This is a genomic window from Telluria sp. ZT3P25 (assembly GCF_059685895.1).
Genome location: NZ_JCASIJ010000001.1, coordinates 3754230 through 3780107, shown reverse-complemented (window position 1 = coordinate 3780107; position 25878 = coordinate 3754230). Strand labels below are relative to the sequence as shown.

Here is a 25878-nt window from a genome sequence, read left to right as displayed (position 1 = left end):
CGTCTCCTCTCTGACAGGACGCCCATGAACCCGCATATCTACCGGCTGGCCCTTTGTAGCGCGGCCTTGCTCACCGGCTGCGCCGGCACACCGTCCGCGGTCAAGCCGACGCTGGTACTCGAAGACTATGTGGGAGGCACGCCGCGCGATGCGGCGTGCGTGGCCCTGGACGACGGCGCACGCGCCCGGGTCACCAACCACGGGTTCGATCTGTTGGCCAAGGACATGGTGGTTGCACCCACCGCCAACGCGCCGGCGGATGGGGCGCAGCGGTCCGTCTATCGGGTACCGCTTGGCAGTCATCCGGTGGAGCGGATGGTGCGGCAACTGGACGGCTCGTTCCATTCGGTATTCGTCAATTGCCAAAACCGGTTGGCCTATATTGCCAAACGCGGCGGCGTCAGCGACAGTATCTATTGGTTCGGGCCGTTCGATCTCTGAGTCGATTCAACGCCGCGTAGAATCGCGCGCGCTAATCCGGCGTGATTTGTAGAATCCCTGTCAATTCAGGCGCGCTTGCGTATTTGGCGCGCCATATCACGCCGCTTGTTTCCGATTCACGGTTGCGCGCACACAAAGAATCCACGTCCTTTACGCGATTGAATTTGTCAAATCGAGAAGATGTGATATTGTCGCGGGCATCGGGCAAATCGATCGAATAATAGGGCGCTGAACCAAACAGTATGCACGGACGCGAAGCGAAAAGAACAAGCCGCCTTGCCTGACCAATTGCTCAGGCAAGGCGGCTTTTTCTTTTCGCACCTGCAAGGGTAGCGATGTGACGACGCTGGAACAGTAACCTGTCGACGTTGGCTGAAGCGCTGCAACTGTGAGGAGTTGCAGCAGTTCAGCCGGTGCCGGATTCATTGGCGCATATCGAACTACGGTTTGCGCCGATGAATAACTCGCCGGTCAACAAGGGCCTGGCGGGTTTTAAACCCTGAGCGTATTTCTCATCGCAGATGAAGGAGAATTAAAATGGCAACCGCTAAAAAAACAGTTGTAAAGGCAGCAGTGAAGAGCGCGCCTTCGTCCACGACGAAGTCGACCGCAAAGGCTGCAGCAGAGAAACCAGTCGCGAAAAAAGCCGCGACCACCACCACGGCCAAGACCACCGCCAAGGCAGCAGCCAAGCCGGCAACCCGGGCAGTGAGCAAGCCAGTGGCAAAAACCACGGCAAAACCTGTTGCAAAGAAAACCACTGCAACCAAAACTGCCGCGACCAAAACCACGGCTACCAAAACGACTGCCGCCAAGGCAACGGTTAAATCAACCGCCAAGACTGCAGCAAAGCCAGCAGTAAAGAAAGCGGCGCCTAAAACTGCAGCCAATACGACGGTAAAGAAAGCTGTCGCTAAAACTGCAGCCAAGCCGACCGTAAAGAAAGCTGCTGCAAAAACGACAGCAAAGCCGGCAACCAAGACGGCGACCAAGTCGGCAACTAAGCCTGCAACCAAGTCGGCTAGTAACTCGGCCACCAAGTCAGCGACTAAATCGGCGACCAAGTCAGTCACCAAGACGGCAGCCAAGCCAGCAGCGAAGAAGGCAGCAGCCAAACCAGCGGCCAAGCCAGCAGCGAAGAAAGCGGCCGCTAAGCCAGCCGCTAAACCAGCTGCAAAGAAAGCTGCAGCCAAACCAGCAGCCAAGCCAGCTGCAAAGAAAGCAGCAGCCAAGCCAGCCGCCAAACCTGCAGCCAAGAAAACGACGGCCAAGGCCACGACCAAGTCGACCGCTAAATCGACCACCAGGTCGACTGCTAAATCGCCGGCCAAATCGACCGCCAAATCAGCGGCCAAGCCAGCAACCAAAACGGAAGTAAAGAAAACCACCACCAAAGCAGCAGCCAAGCCGGTCGCTAAAAAAGCGGGCACCAGCAAGACGGCCGCCAAACCGGTGACCAAAAAAGCAGCCACGACCAAAGCAACGGCCAAGCCTGCGGCGCAAAAAGCGACCGTGACTAAAGCCGCCGCAAAGCCATCAGCTGCCAATAAAACGACTGCGACCAAGACCGTCGCGAAAAAAGCAACCGTGACCAGCGCTGCGGCCAAACCGGCCGTGAAAAAAGCCACGCCAGCCGTCACCAAGGTTGCTGCCACCACGACCGCTGCCGCCAAGCCTGCTGTTGCCAAGACTGCTGCGACGAAGACTGTCGCTGCCAAGCCAGCTGCCACCAAGACCGTCGCTACCAAGACCGTCGCGGCCAAGCCAGCTGTCACCAAGCCAGTCGCCGCCAAGGCCGACGTCAAGGTCGACATGACGCCGGACGTCAAAATGGACGCGAAAGCCGATTCGAAAGCCGATTCGAAAGCGGACACGAAAGCCGACACCAAAGCCGACGTGAAAGCCGACGCCAAGCCGGAAGCGAAGAAGCCAGCTGCCAAGAAGGCCGCGACCAAGCCGGCAGCGGCCGACGCGAAAGCGGGCGACACGCCCGCAGCCGCACCGGCAGCAGCGGCAGCGACGCCAGCAAAAAGCGTGATCGCGCCAACTGCCTGGCCATTCCCGACCAGCAGCCGTCCGTAATCGCCAACCTCGCCCTGCCTGCCATGCGCCTCGTGCAGCATGGCAAGTGGGGCGCGCTTCAGGCACAATGCCGCTGTGTGATCCTTCGCACAGCGGTTTTTTTTTGAGGAGAGTCCGTGCTGTCCATTCTTCAGTTTATCGTCGATATCGTTGCAGGCCTGCTGGGTGGGGTACTGTTGCTGCGCTTCTGGACGAATGCCATCCGCGTGCGTCTTCCCGACCAGATTCGCCAGTTCGTCCATACCATTACCGACTGGCTGGTGATGCCGCTGCGGCGCGTGGTGCCTGGTACCCGCGGCTACGACTGGGCAAGCCTCATCGGCGCCTTCCTGGTGGTCCTGGTGGCCAGCACGGTGCTGCTGCTGGCCGGTGCCAGCGGCGAGACGATGCTGCTGTACGCGCTGCATCGCTTCCTGACGTGGATCCTGTACGGCTTCATGGCGCTGTTGATCATCGAAGCGATCTTCAGCTGGGTCAATCCCAATGCGCCGCTGGCGCCGTTCGTGCACGCGCTTAATCAGCCGTTGCTGCGGCCGATCCGGCGTGTCGTCAAGCCGATCGGCGGCATGGACCTGTCGGTGCTGGTGGCGCTCGTGCTGATCCAGATCCTGCTGTTCGTGCTGCGGCAGGTGTTCGGGTACGTTTGAACCACCCGATTGCAAAAAAGGCCTCTGCATGCAGAGGCCTTTTTTTATGTCCCGGGCGGCGCCAGCGGCGCCTTCGGCTTAGCGGAACTTGCTGCCGAACGCCTGCTCGAACTGCGCGTCGAATTCCTGCGGCGTGAAGTGGTGGTTCTGGCCGCCGGCCGAGGCGATCTTGATCGCGCCCAGCAGGCTGGCGATGCGTCCGCTCGTGGCCCAGTCCAGATCATTGGTGATACCGAACAGCAGACCTGCGCGGTAGGCGTCGCCGCAGCCTGTCGGATCGACCACGTTGGTGGCCGTCACGGCTGGAATCTTGATGTGCTCACCGTTCGCGTAGATGTCCGAACCGGCTTCGCCGCGCGTGATGATCAATGCCTCCAGGCGCGCCGCGATGTCGGCCTGGCTCAGGCCCGTGCGGTCCATGACCATTTCGAATTCATAGTCGTTGCACGCCAGGTAGCTGGCCTGGTCGATGAAGGTGATGAGTTCTTCGCCCGAGAACATCGGCAGTTGCTGGCCCGGGTCGAACATGAACGGGACTTTCTGCTCGGCGCAGTCGCGCGCGTGCTTGATCATGCCGTCGCGGCCGTCCGGCGAGATGATCGCCACGCGGATTGCGCCCTGGTCGGCGACGTTGTTCTGGTTCGAGTATTCCATCGCGCCCGGGTGGAAGGCGTTGATCTGGTTGTTGTCCTGGTCGGCCGTGACGAAGCACTGCGCGGTGTAGGCCTCGGGGATCGTGCGGATGCCGCGCGTCTCGAGTCCCTGTTCCTGCATGCGCTTGAGGTAGTCGCCGCCGTCCTGGCCCAGGGTGCCCATCATCAGGGGCTCGCCGCCCAGCTGCTTGAGGTTGTAGGCGATATTGGCCGCGCAGCCGCCGTATTCGGTGCGCAGCGTCGGCACCAGGAACGACACGTTCACGCGGTGCAGCTGGTCGGCCAGCAGCGTGTCGCCGAAGCGGCCGTGGTACTGCATGATTTTGTCGAACGCGAGCGAGCCGCAGATCAGGGCGGTTTTGGTCATGGTGAGGCTTTCATGGATAGAACACTGCGATGTGGTAGCCGGATGGCTCTGCGCCCTCCAGCCTGAAATGGATGCGCACCTGCTGCTCGCCGCGTGCGGCGAACCCGGTGGGCGCGGCAGCGGCGGCGCCGGCGTAGTCGCGCGGGGCGAACACGCGGCGCACCAGCGGCTTGTCGTCAAGGTCGTTCAGCGTCAGTTCAAGGCTGGGCCAGGCCAGCGCCATGTCGCCCTGGTTGCGCAGCACGGTGCTGAAGGTATAGGCGTTGCCGCCCAGCGTGATGAGTTCACCGGTCTCGATGACCAGTTGCTCCGGTCGCGCCGGCAGGTTGACGCTGCAGCCGAACAGGGCGCAGGTCGAGACCAGCATCGGGCGCAGGCCCGGATGGCGCGCCGCCAGCACGTCGCGAAAACTCACGGCCGCCTGCACGACCAGCACGATCAGCAGCAGCACGCTGCCCACGGCCAGCGCGATGCGTCTCGTCTTGCTGGAGGCTTCGCGCTGGCGCGTGCTGCGCACGAACTCGGGTTCGTCGATGTCCGGCTTCGGCTTTGGCGGCGGCGGTGGTGGTTTGGGCGCCTCGTCGATGCGCGGCGGTGCGGCCTTGACGCGGCGCGCGCGTGCTTCGGCGGCGCGGTTGCGCGGCGAGGCAGGCACGTTCGATACGATCGGCGGCGAGCCGTCCGACGATTCACGCAGCAGCAGGGTCGGCGGGCCGATCGAGTCCGCCGTGTGTTCGCGGCTTGGCTCGGGTGCGGGGAGGGTGTCCGGTTCGGGCGTTGATGCCGGCGTCGGCGCCGGTTCTGGTTCTGGTTCCTGCGGCGCTACCGGCTCGCTCACCGGTGCGAGTGCCTCGACCGGCGTCTCGTCGATGGGAGCAGGGGAGATAACAGGAGAAGGAACTTCAGCCGGTGCGTCGGCAGGCGCCGCAACAACCGGTGCAGACCCGGCCGCCAGATCGATCAGCGCGCTGTTCCCGTCAAAAATCTGCTGGCATGCGCCACAACGCACAATGCCCCCACGCAGCTTGAGCTGGTCCGCGGCGACGCGGAACTGCGTGCCGCAGTGGGGGCATTGTGTGGCGAGCGCCATGCCTTTAGCCGGTAGTAGCAGTGGCAGTGGCAATGCGTGCCGGCGGTGTGTCCTGGCCCAGCGTGCCGTGCAGCGCAACCCAGCCATCCTGCTCGGCCCAGACGCCCAGCTTGATGAATGGCGCGTAGGCTGCAGCCACTTCGTCGGCCTGGCGTGCCAGCACGCCCGACAGCACGAGCGAACCGCCATCGGCCACGCGGCCGGCCAGCATCGGCGCCATCAGCTTCAATGGGCTCGACAGGATGTTGGCCACGACGATGTCGAACTTGCCGCTTGCATGGCGCGCATTGCCGGAAGCGGCAAACGTGTCAGGCAGGTAGAAGTCGATTTCGACGTTGTTGCGCTCAGCGTTGGCGCGTGCCGATTCGATCGCTTGCGGATCGATGTCGACACCTGCCACGTCCTGCGACCCGAGCTTCTTGGCCACCATCGCCAGGATGCCCGAGCCGCAGCCGTAGTCCAGCACCGACTTGCCCGGCGCAGGATGGGCTTCGAGCCACTCCATGCACAGGCGCGTCGTCGGATGGCTGCCGGTGCCGAAGGCCAGGCCCGGGTCCAGCTCGAGAATCAGGCCGTTCGGGTCCGGCGCCACGTGCCAGCTCGGCACGACCCAGATATTGGTGCCGATGTGGATCGGCTCGAACTGCGACTGCGTCAGGCGCACCCAGTCGGCGTCTTCCACCTTGCGGGTGGTGAACGCCGGCACGACGGGCAGACGGATCGCTTGCGCGGCCTCGGTGACGATCGCCAGCTGGTCGGCCTCAAGCTCGGTCAGCGCGACAACGCGGCTATGGTCCCACGCCGCTTCGGTCGGCTCCATGCCCGGCTCGCCGAACAGCGGCTTTTCGTCTTCGGTGCCTTCGTCGGCGTCTTCCACCGACACCGACAGCGCGCCGGCTTCCATCAGGGCGTCCGACAGCGCTTCGGCTTGTTCACGCGCCAGTTCGATGACGACTTCAGTCCAGCTCATTCGTTCACCTTGACTTCCGATTTGGCCGACAGCGCCGTTTCCTTCGGCAGGTCAGGCTTGGCGGCCAGTTTCTGCTCCAGGTAGTGAATGTTGGTGCCGCCTTCGATGAAGCGGGCGTCGACCATCAGTTCGCGGTGCAGCGGAATATTGGTCAGGATACCCTCGACCACCATTTCGGACAGCGCGATCTGCATGCGGCGAATCGCCTGCTCGCGCGTCGCGCCATACGCGATGACCTTGCCGATCATCGAGTCGTAGTGCGGCGGCACGTAGTAGCCGGCGTACGAGTGCGAGTCGACGCGGATGCCAGGGCCACCCGGCGGGTGCCAGCTGGTGATGCGCCCTGGCGACGGCGTAAACTTGAACGGGTCTTCGGCATTGATGCGGCACTCGATCGAGTGGCCCGACAGCATGATGTCGCGCTGGCGGAAACGCAGCTTTTCGCCGCAGGCGATGCGGATCTGTTCCTGGACGATGTCGATCCCGGTGATCATCTCGGTGACCGGATGCTCGACCTGGATACGCGTGTTCATTTCGATGAAATAGAACTCGCCATTCTCGTACAGGAATTCGAAGGTGCCGGCGCCACGGTAGCCGATCTTGCGGCAGGCTTCGGCGCAGCGGTCACCGATCTTTTCGATCAGCTTGCGCGGGATGCCCGGCGCCGGCGCTTCTTCGATGACTTTCTGGTGGCGGCGCTGCATCGAGCAATCACGCTCGCCGAGCCAGACGGCGTTTTTGTGTTCGTCGGCCAGGATCTGGATTTCCACGTGACGCGGATTTTCCAGATACTTCTCCATATAGACTTCCGGATTGCCAAACGCGGCGCCGGCTTCGGTCTTGGTCATCGCCACGGCGTTGATCAGGGCCGCTTCGGTATGCACCACGCGCATGCCGCGTCCGCCACCGCCACCGGCAGCCTTGATGATCACCGGGTAGCCGACGCGGCGCGCCGTCTGCACGATTTCTTTCGGGTCGTCCGGCAGGGCGCCGTCCGAGCCTGGCACGCACGGCACGCCGGCGCGGATCATGGCCTGCTTGGCCGAGACCTTGTCGCCCATCAGGCGGATCGATTCGGAACGCGGGCCGATGAAGACAAAGCCCGATTTCTCGACGCGCTCGGCGAAGTCGGCGTTTTCGGACAGGAAGCCGTAACCCGGGTGGATCGCTTCGGCGTCGGTCACTTCGGCCGCGCTGATGATCGCGGGCATGTTCAGATAGCTGAGGCTCGATTGCGCCGGGCCGATGCAGACCGACTCGTCCGCCAGTTTCACGTACTTGGCGTCCTTGTCGGCCTCGGAGTGCACGACGACCGTCTTGATGCCCAGCTCGCGGCAGGCGCGCTGGATACGCAGCGCGATTTCACCACGGTTGGCGATGAGGATTTTTTCAAACATGGTTGGTCCGGTGGTTCAGTGAAAACCGGCGCAGCTGAAAGACAAGCGGCGCCGGACACGTCATGGGTGAGCTGGTGGCAGGACTGCCGCCCAGCTTGAGGCTTTAGCCAATCACGAACAGCGGCTGGCCGAATTCGACCGGCTGGCCGTTTTCCACGAGGATCTTGGTGACAACGCCCGAGACATCGGCGTCGATTTCGTTCAGGAGCTTCATCGCTTCGATGATGCACAGCGTCTCGCCTTCCTTGATGTTCGAGCCCACTTCGACGAACGCGGCAGCGCCCGGTGCGGACGAACGGTAGAAGGTACCCACCATCGGCGACTTGACGACGTGGCCGGTTGGCTCGGGGGCCACGACCGGTGCCGCAGCGACAGGCGCGGCGGCCGGGGCTGGCGCCGCGAATTGTTGCACGCCTTGTTGCGGCATCATCATCATCTGGCCCTGACCAACAGCGGACGACTTGACGATGCGGACCTTGCTTTCGCCTTCGGTTACTTCGAGTTCGGCGATGTCCGATTCAGCGACCAGGTCGATCAAGGTCTTGAGTTTTCGTAGATCCATGTGAAACCCCTTGGAATTATTCGTTTTAGAGAGCAGGCCGGCGCGTCAAACAAGCCGCACGGCCGCTGATACATGAAGTTGACGTAGATTAACGCTATTTAAGTGCGAAGTCGATGGCAAACCTGTATCCGTGCGCCCCCAGTCCGCAGATCACGCCGCGCGCGATGCCGGAGAGGTAGGAATGCTGCCGGAACGATTCGCGGGCATGCACGTTCGACACGTGCACCTCGACGAATGGAATGGCCACCGACGCGAACGCATCGCGCAGTGCTACGCTGGTATGGGTCAAGCCACCAGGATTGATCACGATAAAATCCACGCCTTCGGTGCGTGCGGCGTGGATGCGATCGATCAGGGCGCCCTCATGGTTGCTCTGGAAATGCTCCAGTGCTGCGCCGGCGTTCATGGCTTGTTCAACTGCTGCGTTCTCGATGTCGGCCAGTGTCGTCGTGCCGTACACCGCGGGCTCGCGCGTCCCCAATAAATTGAGGTTGGGGCCGTTGAGAAGCAGTAGCTTTTTCGCCATAATGAGAGTCTGGTAGCCCGAAAGTCAGGCATTGTGCCGCCTAGCTCGGCTGTTGGCAAGCGGTAAAATTGCTGGTGATTAGCCGAAATTGGCCGCAATTGCAAATCGTACGATCGTTCGTTAAACCCGCGCTCAACGCCCGCTTAACCGTTCAATTTGGCCAGGTCGGCACGCAATTCGTCAAACTTGAGCTTGCCAATATACGTCTTGAGCACTTGCCCGTCGGCGCCAATCAGCACAGTGTACGGCAAGCCGCCCATCGTGTTGCCCAATTCCTTCGACAGCTCGGTCCCGCCCATGCCGGCCACATACAGTGGATAGGCGATCTGGTGCTTGGCAGCGAATTCGCTCATATTGGTCGGCGAATCGATGCCGATGCCGATCACATTGAAGTGCTTGCCCTTGTCTTCGCCTGCCAGGTGCGACAGCTCCGGCATTTCCTGCACGCACGGACCGCACCAGGTGGCCCAGAAATTCACCAGCAGGGGCTTGCCCTTCCATTGGGCCAGCGGCTGCGGTTCGCCCGCCAGGTTGTTGAGCGACTGCGCATACAGGTTGGTGACGGCATTGGTCACCGCACCGGCGCCGGCAGTCGTGCTGATCTGGGGGGAGGCCGGGGCCGGCGCCTTTTTATAGAGCGCGACGACGGCGCCCATCACGCCGAACAGCGCGGCCACTGCCGCGTAGGCGGCCAGATGTTTCTTGTTCATTCGTTCTGTTCCAGTGTTGAGTCGGCAGCGATCAGCGCGCGCAGGCCGGCAGCGTCGAGACGTTGCGGGCGGCCATCCGCGCGCGGCTTGAGCGCGCCGCGCAGGTCTTGGTATTCAAACAATTGCGCATGCACAGTTTCCTTCATCCACGGGAAACTGACGGTCTCGACGGGCGCATGGCGCCCCCCTTTGAAATGCGGGGTTTCCGAGATCTCGATATTAACATTGCGATTCAGCAGATAGATCTGCACTTCTTTCGCGCTGTCGGCGAACAGTTGCAGATGGATATCGTCGTGCTCGCCGGCAGTGCCTTGCAGCACCGGGCCCGTGATGTACGGATTGAAGTCGGCCAGCGCCTCCATCACCTGCAGTGCCGTGGTGCGCAATTGCGCGAGGCGCTCGCTGTGGTCCGGGCCGCCGAACAGTGCCAGGTACTTGCGCACTTCGTCTTCGACCTGGATGTCGTCGGGCATCATATTGGGAACAGGCTGGTTCACGCCGAGCACCTGGCGGGCCGCCTTGCGGCGCGCGGTATCGATGTCGGCGCCATCCTGAGCAACCATGCGCGCAGCCACGAGGGCGATCTCGGCGCGCAATTGAATGAGATCGTTGTTCAAGTTCGGCATCATGATCCAGATCATACTAGAACCTATCTCAGTAGGCCGAAGTCGCTGCTGGCGCGCCTGGCAATCGTGCGCGGCGTTGCTCGTCGTTGCATGGCACCGCCATGCGGCCTCCTCGCGCCTTGCTCACGCCTGCCATGCATCACCACCCGCTTCCTTCCGCCTACTGACATAGGTTCGGAACGGAAAACGGCTGCGGCTCGGGTAGAATCCCGGTTTCGTCCATTTACATCGCACCAGCGCACCTTCCCATGCACATTCATATTCTCGGCATTTGCGGCACCTTCATGGGTGGCCTGGCGGTCCTGGCCAAGGAAGCCGGCCACCGCGTGACCGGTTGCGACGCCAACGTCTATCCACCGATGAGCACGCAGTTGCAAGCCCAGGGGATCGAGCTGATCCAGGGCTATGGCCCGGAGCAGGTGTCGCTGAATCCCGATCTGTATGTGATCGGTAATGTGATGACGCGCGGGAATCCGCTGATCGAGGAAATCCTGAACCGCGGCCTGCCTTATATGTCGGGGCCGCAGTGGATCGGCGAGCATATCCTGCGCGAAAAATGGGTGCTGGCCGTGGCCGGCACGCACGGCAAGACGACCACCACGTCGATGCTGGCCTGGATCCTGGAAGATGCCGGCTATGCGCCGGGCTTCCTGATCGGCGGCGTGCCGATGAACTTCGGCGTCTCGGCGCGCCTGCATGGCGACAAGCCATCGAACTTCTTCGTCATCGAAGCCGATGAATACGACACGGCGTTCTTCGACAAGCGCAGCAAGTTCGTGCACTACCACGCCAAAACGGCCGTGCTGAACAACCTGGAATACGACCACGCCGACATCTTCCCGGACATCGGCGCCATCGAAACCCAGTTCCACCACCTGGTGCGCACCGTGCCGGGCGTGGGCCGCCTGGTCGTCAATGGCGACGAAGCATCGATCGGGCGCGTACTCAAGCGCGGTTGCTGGAGCGAGAAGGAAAGCTTTGGCGGCGCGGATGGCGTCGACTGGACGATGGTCGAGCATCCGGGCGGCGCCAGCTTCGACGTCATCTTCAAGGGCGCGCCGCAAGGCACCGTGCACTGGGACCTTACCGGCAAGCACAACCGCTCGAACGCGCTGGCCGCCATCGCTGCGGCGCGCCACGTCGGCGTGCCGGTCGCGCAGGCCATCGAATCGCTGGCCCGCTTCGAGAATGTCAAGCGCCGCATGGAAGTGCGCGGCGTGGTCAACAACATCACCGTCTACGACGACTTCGCGCACCACCCGACGGCGATTGCCACCACGGTGGGCGGCCTGCGCCAGAAGCTGGGTGCGCTGGGCGGCGGCCGGATCCTGGCCGTGCTCGAGCCGCGTTCGAACACGATGAAGCTGGGCGCAATGAAGGATGCGCTGCCGGGCAGCCTGAAGGATGCCGACCTGGTGTTCGGCTTCGGCAGCCAGCAGGCGCTGGGCTGGTCGCTGGCCGATGCATTCAAGCCGATGGGCACGATCGCGCACAGCTTCGACCAGATCGACTATATGGTGCAGGCCATCGTCCAGCAGGCGCAGCCGGGCGACCATATCCTGGTCATGAGCAATGGCGGCTTCGGCGGCGTGCACCAGAAGCTGCTCGACGCGCTGGCCCCATGACGTCGGCGCCGGATTTGCCACCGTATCTTCTGTATTTGCACGGCTTTCGCTCGTCGCCCAAATCGATGAAGGCGCAGGTCGTGCAGGCGGCGCTCGAAGAGCGTGGCCTGCTTGACCGCCTGATCTGCCCGCAATTGCCGGCGTCGCCAAAGGCCGCTTTCGCGCTGGCGCTGGACCTGGCCGCGCAGCACGCACCGGGCAATCTCGCGATCGTCGGCTCGTCGCTCGGTGGCTTTTATGCGTGCGCGCTGGCCGAGCGCCTGGGCGTGCCGGCCGTCGTCATCAATCCGTCGGTCGACCCGACCCGCAACCTCGAACACCACGTGGGCGTGACAACCAACTGGCATTCGGACGAGCCGTTCGAGTTTCGCGCCGAGTACATCGATGAACTCAAGGCACTGCGCGTCGACGCCATTACGCAGCCCGAGCGCTATTTTTTGCTGGCGGCCACGGGCGACGAAGTGCTCGACTACCGCGACATGGTGGCCCACTACGCCGGCGCGCGCCAGCACGTGATTTATGGCAGCGACCATGCGGTGTCGGAGTTTCCGATGTATGTCGACGAGGTGCTGGCGTTCTGCGGGATGGATGCAGTCGGGGACGGAACGCGGTGAGGAACCGTTCGCTGCGCCTGGCCGCCTGGCAGCCGCATGCGCGCGCCGTGCGTGCTTCTCCACCAATGCACGACTGGCTCATCACGCCCGGCTCGCTGACCGCGCGCCTGGTCGCCAGCAGCGACGCGTTTCGCGTGCGCCGCCTGCACCAGCACAGTACTGTGTGCCTGGCCGACGAAGCGGCGGCAATTGGCCTGGCGCGGCCACAACGGGTCTGGGAACGCGAAGTGCTGCTCGTCTGCGACGGCACGCCGGTGGTCTTTGCCCACACGGTCGTGCCACCCGATGCCGACGCGAGCGACTGGCCGCTGTTTTCGGCGCTGGGCGAACGTTCGCTTGGCTCGACCCTGTTTTACGATCCGCTCGTGCGGCGCGGATCACTTGAATTTGCGCGCCTGGGCGCCGACCATCCGCTCGTGCGCCGTGCGCACGCGGCCATCGGCGGCGCCGGCGTCCAACAGCCGATTTACCATGCGCGGCGCTGCGTCTATCGCCGCCGTCAAGGCCTGCTCCTGGTCACCGAGGTATTCTTGCCGGCGGTGCTCAGCCTGGGAGCGGGCGCAACCACGAACAACACAGAATAATCATGAATGTATTTTTTGAGGAATCGGGCGACTTCAAGGTCGGCGCCATCCTGTCGCAAGCCGGCGAGGCATACCAGGTCGAACTGGCCAGCGGCAAGCGCACCAAGGTCAAGACGCGCGACGTGCTGCTGCAATTTGAAAAGCCCAGCCCGCAAGAGCTGATGGACGCGGCCAAGGCCGTCGCGGCCGACGTCGACCTCGAATTCCTGTGGGAAGTCGCGGGCGAAGACGAATTCGGCTTTGCCGAGCTGGGCGCCGAATACTTCGGCCACGCGCCGTTGCCGCACGAAGCGGCCGGCCTCGTGCTGACGCTGCACGGCTCGCCCGTCTACTTCTACAAGAAGGGCCGTGGCCGCTACAAGGCGGCGCCGGAAGCCTCGCTCAAGGCCGCGCTGGCCGGTATTGAAAAGAAAAAACAGCAGGCCATCATCCAGGCCGGTTATGTCGACGAACTGAAAGCGGGCAAGCTGCCCGAATCGATGCAGCCGCTCGTGCACCAGCTGCTGTTCAAGCCGGACAAGAACACGATCGAATACAAGGCATTCGAGGCTGCGGCCAACGAACTGCAGACCAACCCAGCGCGCCTGATGCTGGACGTCGGCGGCCTGGCCTCGCCCAAAGACCTGCACATGGGCCGCTTCCTGTTCGAGAACTTCCCGCGCGGCGCCGGCTTTGCGCCGGTGGACGTACCGAAAGCGCCGACCGACCTTCCGCGCGCCGACGTTGCCGCATTCTCGATCGACGACGTGACCACGACCGAGATCGACGATGCGTTCTCCGTCGTAAGGCTGGACGATGGCACCGTGCGCGTCGGCATCCACATCGCCGCGCCGGGCCTGGCCGTGCGTCCGGACGATGCGATCGACAAGATCGCCCGCGCGCGCATGTCGACCGTGTACATGCCGGGCGACAAGATCACGATGCTGCCGGACGAGGTGGTCAACGCGTTCACGCTGGCCGAGGGCAACGATTGCCCGGCGCTGTCGCTGTACGCCGTCTTGAATCCCGAAGACTGGAGCGTCATCTCGACGACGACGCGCGCCGAGCTGGTGCCGATCAAGAGCAATCTGCGCCACAACGATCTGGACGACCTGGTCAATGAAGAAACGCTGGCCAGCGGCGCGGGCGAGTATCCGCACAAGGAAGAACTGGGCCAGTTGTGGCAGTGGGCCTTGCAGCTCGAAGCCGGCCGCATGGCAAAGCGCGAAGCCTTTGGCCTCAAGCCCGAGCAGGCCAACCGCATGGACTTCAATTTCTACGTCGAGGATGACGTGGTCTCGATCGTGCGCCGCAAGCGCGGCGCGCCGCTGGACAAGATCGTCGCCGAGCTGATGATCTTTGCCAACAGCACCTGGGGCAAGCTGCTGCATGACTCAGGCGTGCCGGGCATCTACCGCTCGCAAGGGCCGGGCGCCGGCGGCTGGGCCGCCAAGATGCAGGTGCGCATGGTCACGCACGCCGCGCCGCACCAGGGCCTGGGTGTGGATCAGTACGCATGGAGCACGTCGCCGCTGCGCCGTTACACCGACCTGGTCAACCAGTGGCAGATCATCGCCGCCGCCGAAAACGGCGTCACCGCACCGCTCGTTGCACCGTTCAAGCACCGCGATGCGACGCTGTTCTCGATCGTGTCGAGCTTCGACGCGGCGTACGCAGCCTACAACGAGTTCCAGCAGAATATGGAGCGCTACTGGTGCCTGCGCTGGCTGGGGCAGGAGGGCGTCAAGATGGTCGACGCCGTCGTGCTCAAGGACGAGCTCGTGCGCCTGACCGACGTGCCGCTGGTGGTGCGCCTGCCGGGCATGTCGCAGGTGGCGCGCGGCGCGCAGGTCAAGCTCGACATCGTGCGCTGGGATGAGATCGAACTGAATCTCGAAGCGCGTTTGCTGGAAGTGGCAAGCGCCGCGCCGGATGCGGCCATCGCCGATGAAGAGGACACGGAAGTCGACACCGGCGAAGCGGCAGCGGCCGAAGCGGTGGAAGCGGAAGGCGCGGTTGCCGTGGTGGAAACGGCTGACGTGACGGAACCAGCATCATCAGCGACGCCGTCCAGTACCTCGGCACCATAATGGACTTGGTAAAAGAAGCCGAAGGCATGGACGGCATCTGAAGCCGCAGGCTTTGGGGCCGTTGGCAAGGAGGCTGAGTGCGGGATTTTGCAGGTCACCCGCTGCTCAGGCTTCCAGCTTGCGCCCTCGTAGCCACCATGCCAACGGCGTAATGACACCCGCAACGACGGACGGGTAAAAGATCAGCGCAAACGCCTTGTCAAGGCTGATAGTCTGAGCGAAGAGGAAGATCGCCAGCCAGACGAGTACCGCAACCGACAGGGTCGAACCAATTGCGATCAGCAGGTATTTCAAGGTACTGAGGATGGCTTTCATGGTTTGAATGGTTCCATTGATGGACAATTGAAATATTGGCCTGCTTTACTGCCCCCAGCCCGTACAACTTCCTCGACAAATGACGCGCAGTTTTGAGGAAGCATCAGCCACAACCATCGCTTCGCGAGCAGCTCTTCCAGCTTCCTGTGTGCACCTGCAGGGTCGGGGATGGATACGACCCAGCGTCGAATCTCCCTTTTGCCGTTCTCCTTCAAATAGCGCAGGTAGCCGTTCTGCGTCATGATCTTCGGCTTGTTGTTGAACCCCGCTATGTGGAAGTACAGGCCTCCGCCCGTATGCAGCAGGGCGTGACCGCAGAAGTTGGCAGAGGTGCCCGTGACGACGACAGCGCAGCAGTGCTTGAAGTCCGACGGTCTGATGACGTTATGAACCATGACATCGCCGTCGTAGGGTACGGGCTGAGGTTTGTTGGCGTTCGCCTGGATTGCGCTATTGGTGGCACGGCCCATTTCAGCACTCCTTGTTGGCTGCACAATTCTGCGGCAGGATTTGATCGCGGTGCTTGTCGTCCGAAGGTTCTTCGGTGACGCCTTTGATCCTGAGGTGTGCACTGTTCGCCATGTCGCTCTCCCTTGTGAGTTGGATAAGACCGACGATTATTCACCCTGTATGGCGCTGTAGGCTTGTCACGAGTCAGGGTCGCAGGTACCTGAGATCAAGCGGACATTGAAGGATTGGCGAGCCCATTCAACCCGCCGGCTACTATTGTCGAACACACCACGTTATCCCGCACGCCAATTCCACCTCCCCCTATGGGTTCGCCTCAGGTTAGAATGAATCAATTCTCCGATTCAATTCTCACCCGCAGCGCGTGAAGTCTCTCCTACATAACCGTCCCCTGATCATTGCCCTGGCCGTATCGGTGGCAGCCCACGCGGCGCTGCTGGCGGTGCGCTTTGCTGCGCCTGAAACGTTCCGCCAGACGCCGGCCGACCCGGGCCTTGAGGTCATCCTGGTCAACGCCAAGCACGACCGGGCACCGGCCAAGGCCGATGCACTGGCCCAGGCCAATCTGGACGGTGGTGGTACCGCAGAAGCCGGCCGCGCCAAGTCGCCGCTGCCCGACCTGCGCAAAGTCGAGGATGGCGACAGCATCAAGGCCCTGCAGCGCCGCATCGCCGCGCTGGAGCAGATCCAGCAGAACGTCGTCACGCGCGCCCGCACGTCGAGTTTCACCGCGCCACCGGTCACCGAGCGTGAAAAGCCGGACCCGTCGCGCACGGGCGAGGACAACCTCGACACGTCGCGCGCCATTTCGCGCAGCGCTGCCGAAATCTTCGAGCGCATCGAAGAAGAAAACCGCCGCCCGAAACGCACGAAGATCACGCCGAGCACGCGCGAGGCCGGGTACGCGCTGTACTACAAGGCGATGCAGAAGCGGATCGAGGAAGTCGGCACGCTGAACTTTCCGCAGCAGGCCGGCAAGAAGCTGTATGGCGAGCTGGTCGTGTACATCCCCGTCTACCAGGACGGCACGCTGTACCTGAAGGATGGCGGCCCGAAGGTCGAGCGCAGCTCGGGCAATCCCGCGCTCGACAAGGCGGCGCTCGACATCGTGCGCCGCTCGGCGCCATACGGCGCGTTCCCGGCCAATATGCGCACCAAGGGCAAGGACGATCTGTGGGAAGTGTTTACGCGCTTCCAGTTCACCCGCGAAGACAGCCTGCGCGCAACCCTGGGGAATGCGTCGCCATGACCGACCGTTACTGCGTCATCGGCAACCCGATTGCCCACAGCAAGTCGCCACGCATCCACGCGCAATATGCCGCAGAGCTGGGCGAGGATCTCCAGTATGAACAATGCCTGGCGCCCGTCGACGGCTTTGCCGCAACGGTGAAGCGCCTGATCGATGACGGCTACAAGGGCGCCAACGTCACCGTGCCATTCAAGCTGGAAGCAGCGCGCCTGGCCACGCGTTTGACCGCGCGCGCACAGGCGGCCGGCGCCGTCAACACGCTGGTGTTCGATGGCGACGGGATCGTCGGCGACAACACCGATGGCGTGGGCCTGGTGGCCGACATCGTGCGCAATGCGGGCATATCGCTGGACGGCAAGCGCGTGCTGCTGCTGGGCGCCGGTGGCGCAGCCCGTGGCGCGCTGCTGCCGTTGCTCGATGCCGGCCCGCGCCAGATCGTGATTGCCAACCGCACGCTGGCCACCGCCGAGGCGCTGGTGGCGGAGTTTGCCGACCATGCGGCGCGCCTGGCGGTCAGCGGCTTCACCGATGTCGAGGGTCCGTTCGACGTGATCATCAATGCGACGTCGGCCAGCCTGGACGCGGCCGTGCCGCCGGTGCCAGCAAGCGTATTCGGCCCGGACACGCTCGCGTTGGATATGATGTACGGAAACAAGCCAACCGTGTTCATGGACTTTGCCGCAGGTCACGGCGCCGCCGTGCGCGATGGCCTGGGCATGCTGGTGGAGCAGGCCGCCGAAGCGTTCGCGCTGTGGCGGGGCAAGCGGCCGGGCACGGCGCACGTGCTGGCATCGATGCGTCAATCACAATAACAGGGGTAACCCGTGGCTACATCGCGCACCAAGGGATCATCGAAGGCACCAGCGAAGGGATCAGCGAAGCAGCGCTGGATCAAATGGATTTTTCTGGGGCCGCTGCTGCTCGTGCTGCTGGTCCAGCTGTATTTCTTCCTGATGGTGTGCTGGTATTCACAGGTCGATCCCGGCTCGACCAGCTTCATGCGCGCGCAATTGTCGGTACTGCGCGAAACCAATCCCGACGCCACGCTCAAGCACGAGTGGGTGCCGTACGAGCGGATTTCGTACAACCTGAAACGCGCGGTGGTGGCGTCCGAAGACGCCAACTTCAACGAACACTATGGCGTGGACATCAAAGCGATCGAGCGGGCCTACGAGCGCAACGAACGCCGTGGCAAGCTGGCCGGCGGCGGCTCGACCATCACGCAGCAACTGGCCAAGAACCTGTTCCTGTCCGGCTCGCGCAGCTATCTGCGCAAGGGGCAGGAAACGATCATCGCATTGATGCTCGAGACCGTGATGAGCAAGCAGCGCATCCTGGAAATCTACCTCAACGTGGCCGAGTTCGGCCGCGGCGTATTCGGCGCCGAAGCGGCGGCGCGCTACTACTTCAAGACGTCCGCCGCCAAACTGAGCACAGCGCAAGCCGCGCGCCTGGCCGTGATGCTGCCCAATCCACGCTTCTACGACAAGAACCGCTCGACCCGCTACCTGGAGCGCCGTACCAGCACAATCCAGCGCCGTATCCCGTCGGCCGACGTGCCACGTGCGGACGAGCGGCCATAAACGCGCGTTTGTGGCGCCAGAGTTGGCTCCACGGCGGGCAAACGGTTACACTTGCGCTACTTTTGTCGACCGGCCAAGAATAGCGAGACCCAGCGCATGATCAATGTATTCGTCCTACAGAACGGCCGCCTGAACCAGGTCACGATCGAATCCCGCGAGGAACTCGAGAGCGTGGCGCCGGTCTGGGTCGACCTGACCGACCCGAGCGAGGAAGAGCGCATCTGGGTCAAGGCCAAGTACAACGTGATCCTGCCAGGCGAAGACGAAGTCCAGGACATCGAAGCGTCGGCGCGTTATTACGAAGCCGAAAATGGCGACCTGCACCTGCGCACCGACTTTTTGCTGGAAGAAGAAGACGGGCCGTCGCGCGTGGTCACGGTGGCATTCATCCTGTCGGGCAAGATCCTGTTCTCGGTGCACAACGACGACTTGCCGGTGTTCCGCCTGGTGCGCATGCGCGCCCGTTCGCGGCCCGGCTCGATCGAAGACTATATGGATGTGCTGCTCGACCTGTACGCGACCGACGCCGAGTATTCGGCCGATTCGCTCGAGGGCATCTACGAAAGCCTCGAAGAAGTCTCGACCCGCGTGCTGCAGAAAGAATTTACCGACCAGGACGCGGCCGCGGCGCTGAACGCGATCGCGCACGAGGAAGACTTGAACGGCCGCATCCGCCGCAACATGATGGACACGCGCCGCGCGGTCAGCTTCCTGATGCGCGGGCGCCTGCTGAACTCGGACCAGTTCGAGGAAGCGCGCCAGATCCTGCGCGACATCGAGTCGCTCGACGGCCACACCTCGTTCCTGTTCGACAAGGTGAACTTCCTGATGGACGCCACGGTCGGCTTCATCAACATCAACCAGAACAAGATCATCAAGATCTTCTCGGTGGCCTCGGTCGCGTTCCTGCCGCCGACCCTGATCGCCAGTGTCTACGGCATGAACTTTGCCGTGATGCCCGAGCTGCAATGGCGCTTCGGCTACCCGCTGGCCATTCTGTTGATGATTGGCTGCGGTGTGGCACCGCTATGGTATTTCAGAAGGCGTGGCTGGCTGAAGTAAGCCAGCCAGCCCTGCGGGTCAGCCAAGTCGCTTGAACACGCGCCGCGCTGCTTCGATCGTCTCGTCGATCGCCGCGTCGTCGTGCTGGATCGACACGAAGCCCGCCTCGAACATCGCCGGTGCAAAGTACACGCCTTCGTCCAGCATGCCGTGGAAGAAGCGGTTGAAGCGCTCCTTGTCGCCGGCCATCATTTCACTGTAGCTGCCCGGGACTTCCTTCGAGAAGTACATGCCGAACATGCCGCCCACGGCGTCGCCGCAGAAGTCGATGCCCGCTTCGCGCGCGGCCTCGGTCAAGCCGGCCACGAGGCGGTTTGCGGTGGCGGTCAAGCGCTCGTAAAACCCTTCTTTCTGGATCAGCTTGAGCGTCGTCATGCCCGCCGCCACTGCGACCGGATTGCCCGATAGCGTGCCGGCCTGGTACACCGGGCCGATCGGCGCCATCTTCTGCATCAGCTCGGCGCGCCCGCCAAAGGCCGCCACCGGCATGCCGCCGCCGATGACCTTGCCCAGCGCGGTCAGGTCGGGCTGGATGCCGTACATGCCCTGCGCGCCTTGCAGGCCCACGCGGAAGCCGCACATCACTTCGTCGAAGATCAGCACGGCGCCGTGCTTCGTGCACAGGGCGCGCATGCTCTGCAAAAATTCTGGCGTGGCGCGGATCAGGTTCATGTTGCCGGCCACTGGCTCGACGATCACGCAGGCGATCTCGTCGCCCATCGTCGCGAACGCATCTTCCAGTTGCGCCACGTCGTTGTAGTCGAGCACGAGCGTGTGCTTGACGAAGTCTTCCGGCACGCCGGCCGAGGTCGGATTGCCGAAGGTGAGCAGGCCGCTGCCGGCTTTCACCAGCAGCGAATCGGCGTGGCCGTGGTAACAGCCTTCGAACTTGACGATCTTGTCGCGGCCGGTGGCGCCGCGCGCCAGGCGCAGCGCGCTCATCGTCGCTTCGGTACCGGATGAGACCAGGCGCACCTGCTCGATCGATGGCAGCAGGCGGCAGATTTCTTCGGCGATCTCGATTTCGCCTTCGGTCGGCGCGCCGAACGACAGGCCGTTGGCGGCGGCGGCCTGCACGGCCGACACCACTTCGGGGCGGGCGTGGCCGAGGATGGCCGGGCCCCACGAGCCAATGTAGTCGATATAGCGCTTGCCGTCGGCGTCCCAGAAATGCGGGCCGAGGGCGCGCGTGATGAAGCGCGGGGTGCCGCCGACCGAGCGGAAGGCGCGCACCGGCGAATTGACGCCGCCGGGCGTGGTCAGTTGGGCGCGGGCAAACAGGGTGTCGTTGCGCGAGGTGGCTTGTTCAGTGGTCATGTTGACGTTTCAAGAAGAGGAAAGACCGTCCCGCGCAGCGCGCTTGAAACTCAGGGACGGAAGAATTTGGCGGGAATGAATTTGCCCATCCCGAAGCGTTGTGCGTTCTCGAGCGCGCCGGTGGTGTATTCCTGCGCCACGGCCAGCGCAGTCGGCGCATCCATGCCGCGCGCCATCAGGGCGGTGAACGCGGCTGAATAGGTATTGCCGGCGCCCAGGAACGGGCCGGGCAGGTGCTGCCAGTCGACGCGCGCGACTTCGCCGCTGGCATCGAACAGGCGGTTCGAGCAGGCGCCGGCCGTGTCGCGCGTGCCGGTCACGAGCACGTACTGCAGGCCGGACGAGGTCAGTTCGGCCACGTCTTCGTCGAGGTTGCCAGGATCGGCGTCGCCGCCATCGCGCCACAGCTCGGCCATGCGGCCCAGCTCGGCCTGCGACAGGATCAGGGCGGTGGCTTGCGGCGCCAGAATGGAGCGCAGGGCCATCAGCATTTCTTCGTCGCCCATGCCGGCGTCAGGCAGGGCCGACAGGAACGGGTCGAGGATCAGCGGCGCGTCCGGGTAGTCGGACACGATCTCGGCAATGGCGGCCAGGTGCATCGCGGTGCCCACGGCGCCAACCTTGAAGGCGGCAATGGGCATGTCTTCGAGCAGTGCGCGCGCCTGTTCGGCCATCCAGTCGCTGTCGAGCTCATACATGTGCTCGACGCGGGCGCTGTCGCACACGAGCACACCCGCAATGGCCGATAGCCCGTGGCACCCGAGGGCGGCAAAGGCGGCGACGTCCGATTGCACGCCCAGCGCGCCGACGGGATCGCAGACGCCAAAACTCAGGATGAGGGGTAACGGTTGGTTTTGCACGACGGGTAGATTAAGATGCCGGATTCTGATTCCACATTTTACTAGATACAAGGATCAACACCGTGAGTACTGAATCCACCGCCCCGTTCCTGACCTGGATGTGCCTGATCTGCGGCTGGGTATACGATGAAGCTGCCGGCGCACCGGAGGACGGCATTGCGCCGGGCACCCGTTGGGCCGACGTACCGATGAACTGGACCTGTCCCGAGTGCGGCGCACGCAAGGACGACTTTGAAATGACGGCGATATAACACCTGTTGTCGTGCTTGCATGGCATCTTGACAAGCCCCTGATGCCATCGCAAACGTGTAGTTGACTCCCTGCAACACTTTGCGCACAAGAAAGATTCGTTATGCTATCGTGGCACTTCAAGCCGAAGTGAAACGACCATGACGACATCGCCGCAATCATCAAGCCTGACCATCATGGTGATCGATGACAGCAGCACGATCCGCCGGTCAGCAGAGATTTTCCTGACCCAGGCGGGCTATCACGTGGTGCTGGCCGACGATGGCTTCGACGCGCTCGCCAAGATCAACGACCACCATCCTGCGCTCGTGTTTTGCGACATCCTGATGCCGCGCCTCGACGGCTACCAGACCTGCGCGCTGATCAAGAAGAGCGTGCGGTTTCACGCGACCCCGGTGCTGATGCTCTCGTCCAAGGACGGCCTGTTCGACCGCGCGCGCGGCGCGATGGTCGGCGCCAGCGCCTACCTGACCAAACCCTTTACCAAAGACAGCCTGCTGGCGGCCGTGCGCGAGCACGCCCAGGCGGCCGGCTGACGATTCAACCAGATTTGGAGCCCTCGTGGCCATTCAAAAGATTCTCATCGTCGACGATTCGCCGACCGAACGACTGTACCTGACCGACATCCTGGTCAAGAACGGCTTTACCGTGTGCACCGCCGTCAGCGGCGACGAAGCGATCGAGCGCATTCGCGCCGAGCGCCCGCAACTGATCCTGATGGACGTGGTCATGCCCGGTACCAACGGCTTCCAGGTGACGCGCGCCATTTCGCGCGATCCGGAACTGGCAGCGCTGCCGATCATCATCTGCAGCAGCAAGGACCAGGAAACCGACCGTATCTGGGGCATGCGCCAGGGCGCCAAGGAATACCTGGTCAAGCCGGTCGATCCGGCGCGCCTGCTGGCGGCCATCGCCGCGCTGGCCGTGCCGGGTGACGCTACCGGCAGCGTGAAGGCATGACCACCGGGGGCGCGGACGAACGTGCAGGCCGCCGCGATCCCGCGGCGCGGCGCACCCGCCTGCGCCTGTACCAGGAGCAGCTGCTCGAACGGATGCAGGCAGCGAAGAACGGCGCCGGCGCCAGCGTGGCGCAACTGGGCGTGGCCATCGGCGGCGCGCGCTACCTGGTCGACCTGGCCGAAGTGGGCGAGATCGTCGCGCCCGTGCCGGTCACGCCCGTGCCGCTGACCCGCCCCTGGTATCTGGGGCTGGCCAATGTGCGCGGCAGCCTGCTGGGGGTGATCGACCTGGCGCGCTATCTCGATGACGAGCACGTGGCCGCGTCGACGGTCCCTGGCAGCACGCCGCGCCTGCTGGTGTTCGCCCCAAGCCTGGGCTTGAATTGCGCGCTGCTGGCGTCCTCGGTGTATGGCTTGCGCCATGCGGGGACGATGACGCGCGACGGCGACGCCCTGCGCGATGCCGATGGCAACACATGGATGCCGCTGTCGCTGGCGGCGCTGGTGCGCGAAGAGCGCTTCCTGCACATTGCACGCTAACCGAACACACTAATTGCAGCACAGGGAGCCGGAATGGGATTCGCCTCGAAATTGACCATGAATGTCTTCGCCAAGGGTGGCGCAGCCGATGACGCGGTGCGCCCGGTCACGCCGGCCCCCGTTCTTGATGCTGCTGCGCCTGACGCCGCAGCCAATGGTTCTGCTGCCGCAGCGGCGCGCCGTCTCGGCGGCTTTCGTGGTCGTGACGACGCCGCCACCGATGGCGCGGGCGACATGCGCGCCACGCCGATGGGGAGCAGCTTCCAGCCGAATCGCCTGCGCCTGCTGCTGGGAGCCGTTGCCGCTGGCGCGGTGCTGACCGTGCTGGCCATGTGGCAGAACGCTGCCAGCGACGCCCGCCTGGCGGGGCAAAGCCAGGTGGCCGGCGACGCCGTGATGCACTCGCAGCGTTTCGCCAAGGCGGCGCCGATCGCGCTGCGCGGCGATATGCAAGCCTTCCTTCAGGTCGAAGAAAGCCGCGCCGAGCTGGGTCGCGAACTCGATCTGCTGGCCCGTGGCGGCCAGTCGCCGACCGGGCGCATTCCCGCTGCCAGCGGTCAGCGCGCCGACGACCTGCAAAAGGCGATCGTGCTGTGGAACCGCTCGTCCAAGGCCGCTGCCAACATTCTCGGCAACCGGCGCAACCTGATCGCCTTCGGCGGGAGCCTGGCCCAGTACGAAGAAGTGGGCCCGGAGCTGGTCGCCATTGCCGAACGCCTGCAGCGCGACGAGTCCGCCGACGCGCGGCGTCAGATGGCAGCTCTGAGCCTGCTGTCGGTAACCCAGCGCCTGACGGCCGGCGCCCAGACCTTCAACACGCCGGGTTCGACCCAGAACGCGGTGACTTACATTTTGGGCGACATCGCCTCGCTCGAAGCGCTCGTCGACGGCCTGCTCGATGGCGGCGGCCGTTATGGCCTGGCCCCGCTGACGGACCTCGAAATGCGCGTGCGCCTGTCGCGCACCCGCGACAGCCTGCGCGAATACGTCAAAACCGTCACGCCGCTGATCGGCAACCTGACCAGCTACGCCGGCGCCCGCGCCGCCGAGCGCCTGATCTCGCGCGACAGCGAACCGCTGCGCGTGATGCTGGCCAAGCTGCACATGGATTACCAGCGCGACCAGGCCGAGATCAGCCCGTGGTTCTGGCTGGCCATCGGCGCCGGCGTGTTCACGCTGCTCGCCACCCTGGGCACTACCCGCGCCATGCTGCAGGAATCGCGTGAACGCGCCGCCGGCGCCGAAGGGCGCCGCCAGGAAGCCGAAGCGATGCGCCACCTGGCGCAGACCAAGGAAGAAGAAGCCAAGGCCACCAATGAACAGAACCAGGCCGCCATTTTGCGCCTGATGAACGAACTGCAGGACGTCGCCGACGGCGACTTGACGGTGCAGGCGACGGTGTCGGAAGACATCACCGGCGCGATTGCCGACTCGGTCAACTACACGGTCGAAGAATTGCGCGAGCTGGTCGTGCGGGTCATCCGCACGGCGGAGCAGGTGGCGCGCGCATCGAACGGTGCGCAGGACGTCTCGACCGAGCTGCTGGGCGCGGCCGAGCAGCAGTCACGCGAGATTCAGGATGCGTCGACCACGACGCTGCGCCTGGCCGGCCTGATTACCGACGTGTCGCGCTCTGCCCTCGAATCGGCCGACGTGGCGCGCCAGTCGGTGGCAGCGGCGGCGCAGGGTTCGACCGCGGTGCAGAACGCGATCGAGGGCATGCAGGAGATCCGCGAGCAGATCCAGGAAACCTCCAAGCGCATCAAGCGGCTGGGCGAATCGTCGCAGGAGATCGGCGAGATCACCGAGCTGATTTCGGACATTACCGAGCAGACCAACGTGCTGGCGCTGAACGCCGCGATCCAGGCCGCATCGGCCGGCGAAGCAGGGCGCGGCTTCTCGGTCGTGGCCGAAGAGGTGCAGCGCCTGGCCGAACGCTCGGGCGACGCGGCCAAGCAGATCGGCGCGCTGGTGCGCACCATTCAGACCGACACCCACGACGCGGTGGCGGCAATGGAAAAATCGACGCAGGGTGTGGTCGAGGGGGCGCGCCTGTCGGACGCCGCCGGCGCCGCGCTGTCGGACATTTCGCGCGTCTCGAACCGCCTCGGTGAACTGATCGATGACATGTCGACCGCCACCGAGCGCCAGGCTACCAAGGCCACCGGCGTGGCCGACAAGATGCAGCAGATCCTCGCCGTGACCGAACAGACCCGCCAGGGTACCCGCCAGACCGCCCTGTCCATTCAGGAACTGGCCACGCTGGCGCAGGAACTGAAGGATTCGGTGTCCCGCTTCCGCGTGGTATCCTGA

General features: G+C 63.8%; 29 protein-coding genes. 16 read left to right on the top strand and 13 right to left on the bottom strand.

The features are described from left to right. Nucleotides 1–24: 24 nt before the first annotated feature. Nucleotides 25–441 (top strand): hypothetical protein, encoded by a 417-nt coding sequence (locus AC56LY_RS16730; protein WP_499581329.1) that lies wholly within the window; start codon nt 25–27, stop codon nt 439–441. 512 nt (nt 442–953) lie between these two features. Here AC56LY_RS16730 and AC56LY_RS16725 read toward each other — a convergent pair. Next, nucleotides 954–2048, bottom strand: coding sequence for a hypothetical protein (locus AC56LY_RS16725; protein ID WP_499581327.1), 1095 nt, complete (start codon nt 2046–2048; stop codon nt 954–956). Between AC56LY_RS16725 and AC56LY_RS16720 the strand changes: the two genes are divergently transcribed. Both AC56LY_RS16720 and AC56LY_RS16715 read left to right on the top strand, forming a co-directional pair. Then, entirely contained in the window at nt 2029–2523 is a 495-nt protein-coding gene (locus AC56LY_RS16720; protein WP_499581325.1) for a hypothetical protein, read from the top strand. The genes AC56LY_RS16725 and AC56LY_RS16720 overlap by 20 nt on opposite strands. 116 nt (nt 2524–2639) lie before the next feature. Continuing rightward, nucleotides 2640–3170, top strand: coding sequence for a YggT family protein (locus tag AC56LY_RS16715; RefSeq protein WP_343026094.1), 531 nt, complete (start codon nt 2640–2642; stop codon nt 3168–3170). 78 nt (nt 3171–3248) lie between these two features. Here AC56LY_RS16715 and AC56LY_RS16710 read toward each other — a convergent pair whose 3' ends face one another. The 8 genes from AC56LY_RS16710 to AC56LY_RS16675 all read right to left on the bottom strand — a co-directional run bounded on the left by AC56LY_RS16710 (nt 3249) and on the right by AC56LY_RS16675 (nt 10074). Next, nucleotides 3249–4190 carry a carbohydrate kinase family protein gene (locus AC56LY_RS16710; protein ID WP_258835660.1) on the bottom strand — a complete coding sequence of 314 codons (942 nt, stop codon included), beginning with the start codon at nt 4188–4190 and terminating at the stop codon, nt 3249–3251. Between the two features lie 10 nt (nt 4191–4200). Beyond that, nucleotides 4201–5280 carry a DUF3426 domain-containing protein gene (locus tag AC56LY_RS16705; protein ID WP_499581323.1) on the bottom strand — a complete coding sequence of 360 codons (1080 nt, stop codon included), beginning with the start codon at nt 5278–5280 and terminating at the stop codon, nt 4201–4203. A gap of 4 nt (nt 5281–5284) precedes the next feature. Next, on the bottom strand, nt 5285–6250 hold the full coding sequence (prmA, locus tag AC56LY_RS16700) for a 50S ribosomal protein L11 methyltransferase (RefSeq protein ID WP_499581321.1): 966 nt from the start codon (nt 6248–6250) through the stop codon (nt 5285–5287). After that, complete coding sequence (accC, locus tag AC56LY_RS16695) at nt 6247–7647, bottom strand: acetyl-CoA carboxylase biotin carboxylase subunit (RefSeq protein WP_258835657.1); 1401 nt, start codon at nt 7645–7647, stop codon at nt 6247–6249. Before accC ends, prmA begins: the two co-directional genes overlap by 4 nt. A 103-nt stretch (nt 7648–7750) precedes the next feature. Beyond that, nucleotides 7751–8209 (bottom strand): acetyl-CoA carboxylase biotin carboxyl carrier protein, encoded by a 459-nt coding sequence (gene accB / locus AC56LY_RS16690; protein WP_332532265.1) that lies wholly within the window; start codon nt 8207–8209, stop codon nt 7751–7753. 94 nt (nt 8210–8303) lie between these two features. Continuing rightward, nucleotides 8304–8735 (bottom strand): type II 3-dehydroquinate dehydratase, encoded by a 432-nt coding sequence (gene aroQ, locus AC56LY_RS16685; protein WP_499581318.1) that lies wholly within the window; start codon nt 8733–8735, stop codon nt 8304–8306. Nucleotides 8736–8878: 143 nt separating this feature from the next. Beyond that, complete coding sequence (locus AC56LY_RS16680) at nt 8879–9445, bottom strand: TlpA family protein disulfide reductase (RefSeq protein ID WP_499569593.1); 567 nt, start codon at nt 9443–9445, stop codon at nt 8879–8881. Further along, nucleotides 9442–10074, bottom strand: coding sequence for a hypothetical protein (locus AC56LY_RS16675; RefSeq protein ID WP_499581317.1), 633 nt, complete (start codon nt 10072–10074; stop codon nt 9442–9444). Before AC56LY_RS16675 ends, AC56LY_RS16680 begins: the two co-directional genes overlap by 4 nt. A 245-nt stretch (nt 10075–10319) precedes the next feature. Between AC56LY_RS16675 and mpl the strand changes: the two genes are divergently transcribed. Genes mpl through AC56LY_RS16655 form a run of 4 tightly spaced genes read left to right on the top strand, consistent with a single transcriptional unit; the run spans nt 10320 to nt 14963 of the window. Continuing rightward, nucleotides 10320–11696, top strand: a complete 1377-nt coding sequence (gene mpl / locus AC56LY_RS16670; protein WP_499581315.1) for a UDP-N-acetylmuramate:L-alanyl-gamma-D-glutamyl-meso-diaminopimelate ligase — start codon at nt 10320–10322, stop codon at nt 11694–11696. 14 nt (nt 11697–11710) lie between these two features. Further along, entirely contained in the window at nt 11711–12310 is a 600-nt protein-coding gene (locus AC56LY_RS16665) for a YqiA/YcfP family alpha/beta fold hydrolase (RefSeq protein ID WP_499581313.1), read from the top strand. Continuing rightward, complete coding sequence (locus AC56LY_RS16660) at nt 12307–12894, top strand: chorismate--pyruvate lyase family protein (RefSeq protein WP_499581311.1); 588 nt, start codon at nt 12307–12309, stop codon at nt 12892–12894. Before AC56LY_RS16665 ends, AC56LY_RS16660 begins: the two co-directional genes overlap by 4 nt. Nucleotides 12895–12896: 2 nt before the next feature. Beyond that, nucleotides 12897–14963, top strand: coding sequence for a ribonuclease catalytic domain-containing protein (locus AC56LY_RS16655; protein WP_499581309.1), 2067 nt, complete (start codon nt 12897–12899; stop codon nt 14961–14963). 105 nt (nt 14964–15068) lie between these two features. Here AC56LY_RS16655 and AC56LY_RS16650 read toward each other — a convergent pair whose 3' ends face one another. After that, entirely contained in the window at nt 15069–15278 is a 210-nt protein-coding gene (locus AC56LY_RS16650) for a hypothetical protein (protein WP_499581306.1), read from the bottom strand. After that, nucleotides 15275–15748, bottom strand: coding sequence for a hypothetical protein (locus tag AC56LY_RS16645; RefSeq protein ID WP_499581304.1), 474 nt, complete (start codon nt 15746–15748; stop codon nt 15275–15277). The genes AC56LY_RS16650 and AC56LY_RS16645 overlap by 4 nt, the downstream gene beginning before the upstream one ends. A gap of 362 nt (nt 15749–16110) precedes the next feature. Between AC56LY_RS16645 and AC56LY_RS16640 the strand changes: the two genes are divergently transcribed. The 4 genes from AC56LY_RS16640 (at nt 16111) to corA (ending at nt 19640) form a co-directional block, all read left to right on the top strand. Further along, nucleotides 16111–16995, top strand: a complete 885-nt coding sequence (locus tag AC56LY_RS16640; RefSeq protein WP_499581303.1) for an energy transducer TonB — start codon at nt 16111–16113, stop codon at nt 16993–16995. Then, complete coding sequence (gene aroE, locus AC56LY_RS16635; RefSeq protein WP_499581301.1) at nt 16992–17807, top strand: shikimate dehydrogenase; 816 nt, start codon at nt 16992–16994, stop codon at nt 17805–17807. The genes AC56LY_RS16640 and aroE overlap by 4 nt, the downstream gene beginning before the upstream one ends. Before the next feature lie 12 nt (nt 17808–17819). Then, nucleotides 17820–18578: a monofunctional biosynthetic peptidoglycan transglycosylase gene (gene mtgA / locus AC56LY_RS16630; RefSeq protein WP_499581299.1), complete on the top strand. Its 759-nt coding sequence runs from the start codon at nt 17820–17822 to the stop codon at nt 18576–18578. 96 nt (nt 18579–18674) lie between these two features. Next, nucleotides 18675–19640 carry a magnesium/cobalt transporter CorA gene (corA, locus tag AC56LY_RS16625; RefSeq protein ID WP_499581297.1) on the top strand — a complete coding sequence of 322 codons (966 nt, stop codon included), beginning with the start codon at nt 18675–18677 and terminating at the stop codon, nt 19638–19640. Nucleotides 19641–19658: 18 nt separating this feature from the next. Here corA and hemL read toward each other — a convergent pair whose 3' ends face one another. Together hemL and thiD are read right to left on the bottom strand one after the other, a co-directional pair. Then, nucleotides 19659–20957: a glutamate-1-semialdehyde 2,1-aminomutase gene (gene hemL / locus AC56LY_RS16620; protein WP_499581295.1), complete on the bottom strand. Its 1299-nt coding sequence runs from the start codon at nt 20955–20957 to the stop codon at nt 19659–19661. A gap of 50 nt (nt 20958–21007) precedes the next feature. Continuing rightward, nucleotides 21008–21817, bottom strand: coding sequence for a bifunctional hydroxymethylpyrimidine kinase/phosphomethylpyrimidine kinase (thiD, locus tag AC56LY_RS16615; protein WP_499581293.1), 810 nt, complete (start codon nt 21815–21817; stop codon nt 21008–21010). Between the two features lie 98 nt (nt 21818–21915). On the opposite strand from thiD, the gene AC56LY_RS16610 reads away from it, so the two are divergent. From AC56LY_RS16610 to AC56LY_RS16590, 5 genes are all read left to right on the top strand, one after another. Then, nucleotides 21916–22068, top strand: a complete 153-nt coding sequence (locus tag AC56LY_RS16610; RefSeq protein ID WP_036170087.1) for a rubredoxin — start codon at nt 21916–21918, stop codon at nt 22066–22068. A gap of 138 nt (nt 22069–22206) precedes the next feature. Continuing rightward, on the top strand, nt 22207–22602 hold the full coding sequence (locus AC56LY_RS16605; RefSeq protein ID WP_482896215.1) for a response regulator: 396 nt from the start codon (nt 22207–22209) through the stop codon (nt 22600–22602). A gap of 25 nt (nt 22603–22627) precedes the next feature. After that, nucleotides 22628–23026, top strand: coding sequence for a response regulator (locus tag AC56LY_RS16600; RefSeq protein WP_499455589.1), 399 nt, complete (start codon nt 22628–22630; stop codon nt 23024–23026). Beyond that, on the top strand, nt 23023–23565 hold the full coding sequence (locus AC56LY_RS16595) for a chemotaxis protein CheW (protein WP_499581291.1): 543 nt from the start codon (nt 23023–23025) through the stop codon (nt 23563–23565). The genes AC56LY_RS16600 and AC56LY_RS16595 overlap by 4 nt, the downstream gene beginning before the upstream one ends. A gap of 57 nt (nt 23566–23622) precedes the next feature. Further along, entirely contained in the window at nt 23623–25878 is a 2256-nt protein-coding gene (locus AC56LY_RS16590; protein WP_499581290.1) for a methyl-accepting chemotaxis protein, read from the top strand.

What these genes read in the sequence shown, in the direction of transcription:
- AC56LY_RS16595 (WP_499581291.1), top strand. Translation starts at nt 23,023, where the DNA reads ATGACCACCGGGGGCGCGGACGAACGTGCAGGCCGCCGCGATCCCGCG.
- AC56LY_RS16705 (WP_499581323.1), bottom strand. Translation starts at nt 5,280, where the DNA reads ATGGCGCTCGCCACACAATGCCCCCACTGCGGCACGCAGTTCCGCGTC.
- accB (WP_332532265.1), bottom strand. Translation starts at nt 8,209, where the DNA reads ATGGATCTACGAAAACTCAAGACCTTGATCGACCTGGTCGCTGAATCG.
- AC56LY_RS16590 (WP_499581290.1), top strand. Translation starts at nt 23,623, where the DNA reads ATGAATGTCTTCGCCAAGGGTGGCGCAGCCGATGACGCGGTGCGCCCG.
- AC56LY_RS16605 (WP_482896215.1), top strand. Translation starts at nt 22,207, where the DNA reads ATGACGACATCGCCGCAATCATCAAGCCTGACCATCATGGTGATCGAT.
- corA (WP_499581297.1), top strand. Translation starts at nt 18,675, where the DNA reads ATGATCAATGTATTCGTCCTACAGAACGGCCGCCTGAACCAGGTCACG.
- AC56LY_RS16650 (WP_499581306.1), bottom strand. Translation starts at nt 15,278, where the DNA reads ATGAAAGCCATCCTCAGTACCTTGAAATACCTGCTGATCGCAATTGGT.
- aroQ (WP_499581318.1), bottom strand. Translation starts at nt 8,735, where the DNA reads ATGGCGAAAAAGCTACTGCTTCTCAACGGCCCCAACCTCAATTTATTG.
- AC56LY_RS16655 (WP_499581309.1), top strand. Translation starts at nt 12,897, where the DNA reads ATGAATGTATTTTTTGAGGAATCGGGCGACTTCAAGGTCGGCGCCATC.
- hemL (WP_499581295.1), bottom strand. Translation starts at nt 20,957, where the DNA reads ATGACCACTGAACAAGCCACCTCGCGCAACGACACCCTGTTTGCCCGC.
- AC56LY_RS16730 (WP_499581329.1), top strand. Translation starts at nt 25, where the DNA reads ATGAACCCGCATATCTACCGGCTGGCCCTTTGTAGCGCGGCCTTGCTC.
- aroE (WP_499581301.1), top strand. Translation starts at nt 16,992, where the DNA reads ATGACCGACCGTTACTGCGTCATCGGCAACCCGATTGCCCACAGCAAG.
- AC56LY_RS16610 (WP_036170087.1), top strand. Translation starts at nt 21,916, where the DNA reads ATGTGCCTGATCTGCGGCTGGGTATACGATGAAGCTGCCGGCGCACCG.
- mpl (WP_499581315.1), top strand. Translation starts at nt 10,320, where the DNA reads ATGCACATTCATATTCTCGGCATTTGCGGCACCTTCATGGGTGGCCTG.
- AC56LY_RS16675 (WP_499581317.1), bottom strand. Translation starts at nt 10,074, where the DNA reads ATGATGCCGAACTTGAACAACGATCTCATTCAATTGCGCGCCGAGATC.
- accC (WP_258835657.1), bottom strand. Translation starts at nt 7,647, where the DNA reads ATGTTTGAAAAAATCCTCATCGCCAACCGTGGTGAAATCGCGCTGCGT.
- prmA (WP_499581321.1), bottom strand. Translation starts at nt 6,250, where the DNA reads ATGAGCTGGACTGAAGTCGTCATCGAACTGGCGCGTGAACAAGCCGAA.
- AC56LY_RS16710 (WP_258835660.1), bottom strand. Translation starts at nt 4,190, where the DNA reads ATGACCAAAACCGCCCTGATCTGCGGCTCGCTCGCGTTCGACAAAATC.
- AC56LY_RS16645 (WP_499581304.1), bottom strand. Translation starts at nt 15,748, where the DNA reads ATGGGCCGTGCCACCAATAGCGCAATCCAGGCGAACGCCAACAAACCT.
- AC56LY_RS16680 (WP_499569593.1), bottom strand. Translation starts at nt 9,445, where the DNA reads ATGAACAAGAAACATCTGGCCGCCTACGCGGCAGTGGCCGCGCTGTTC.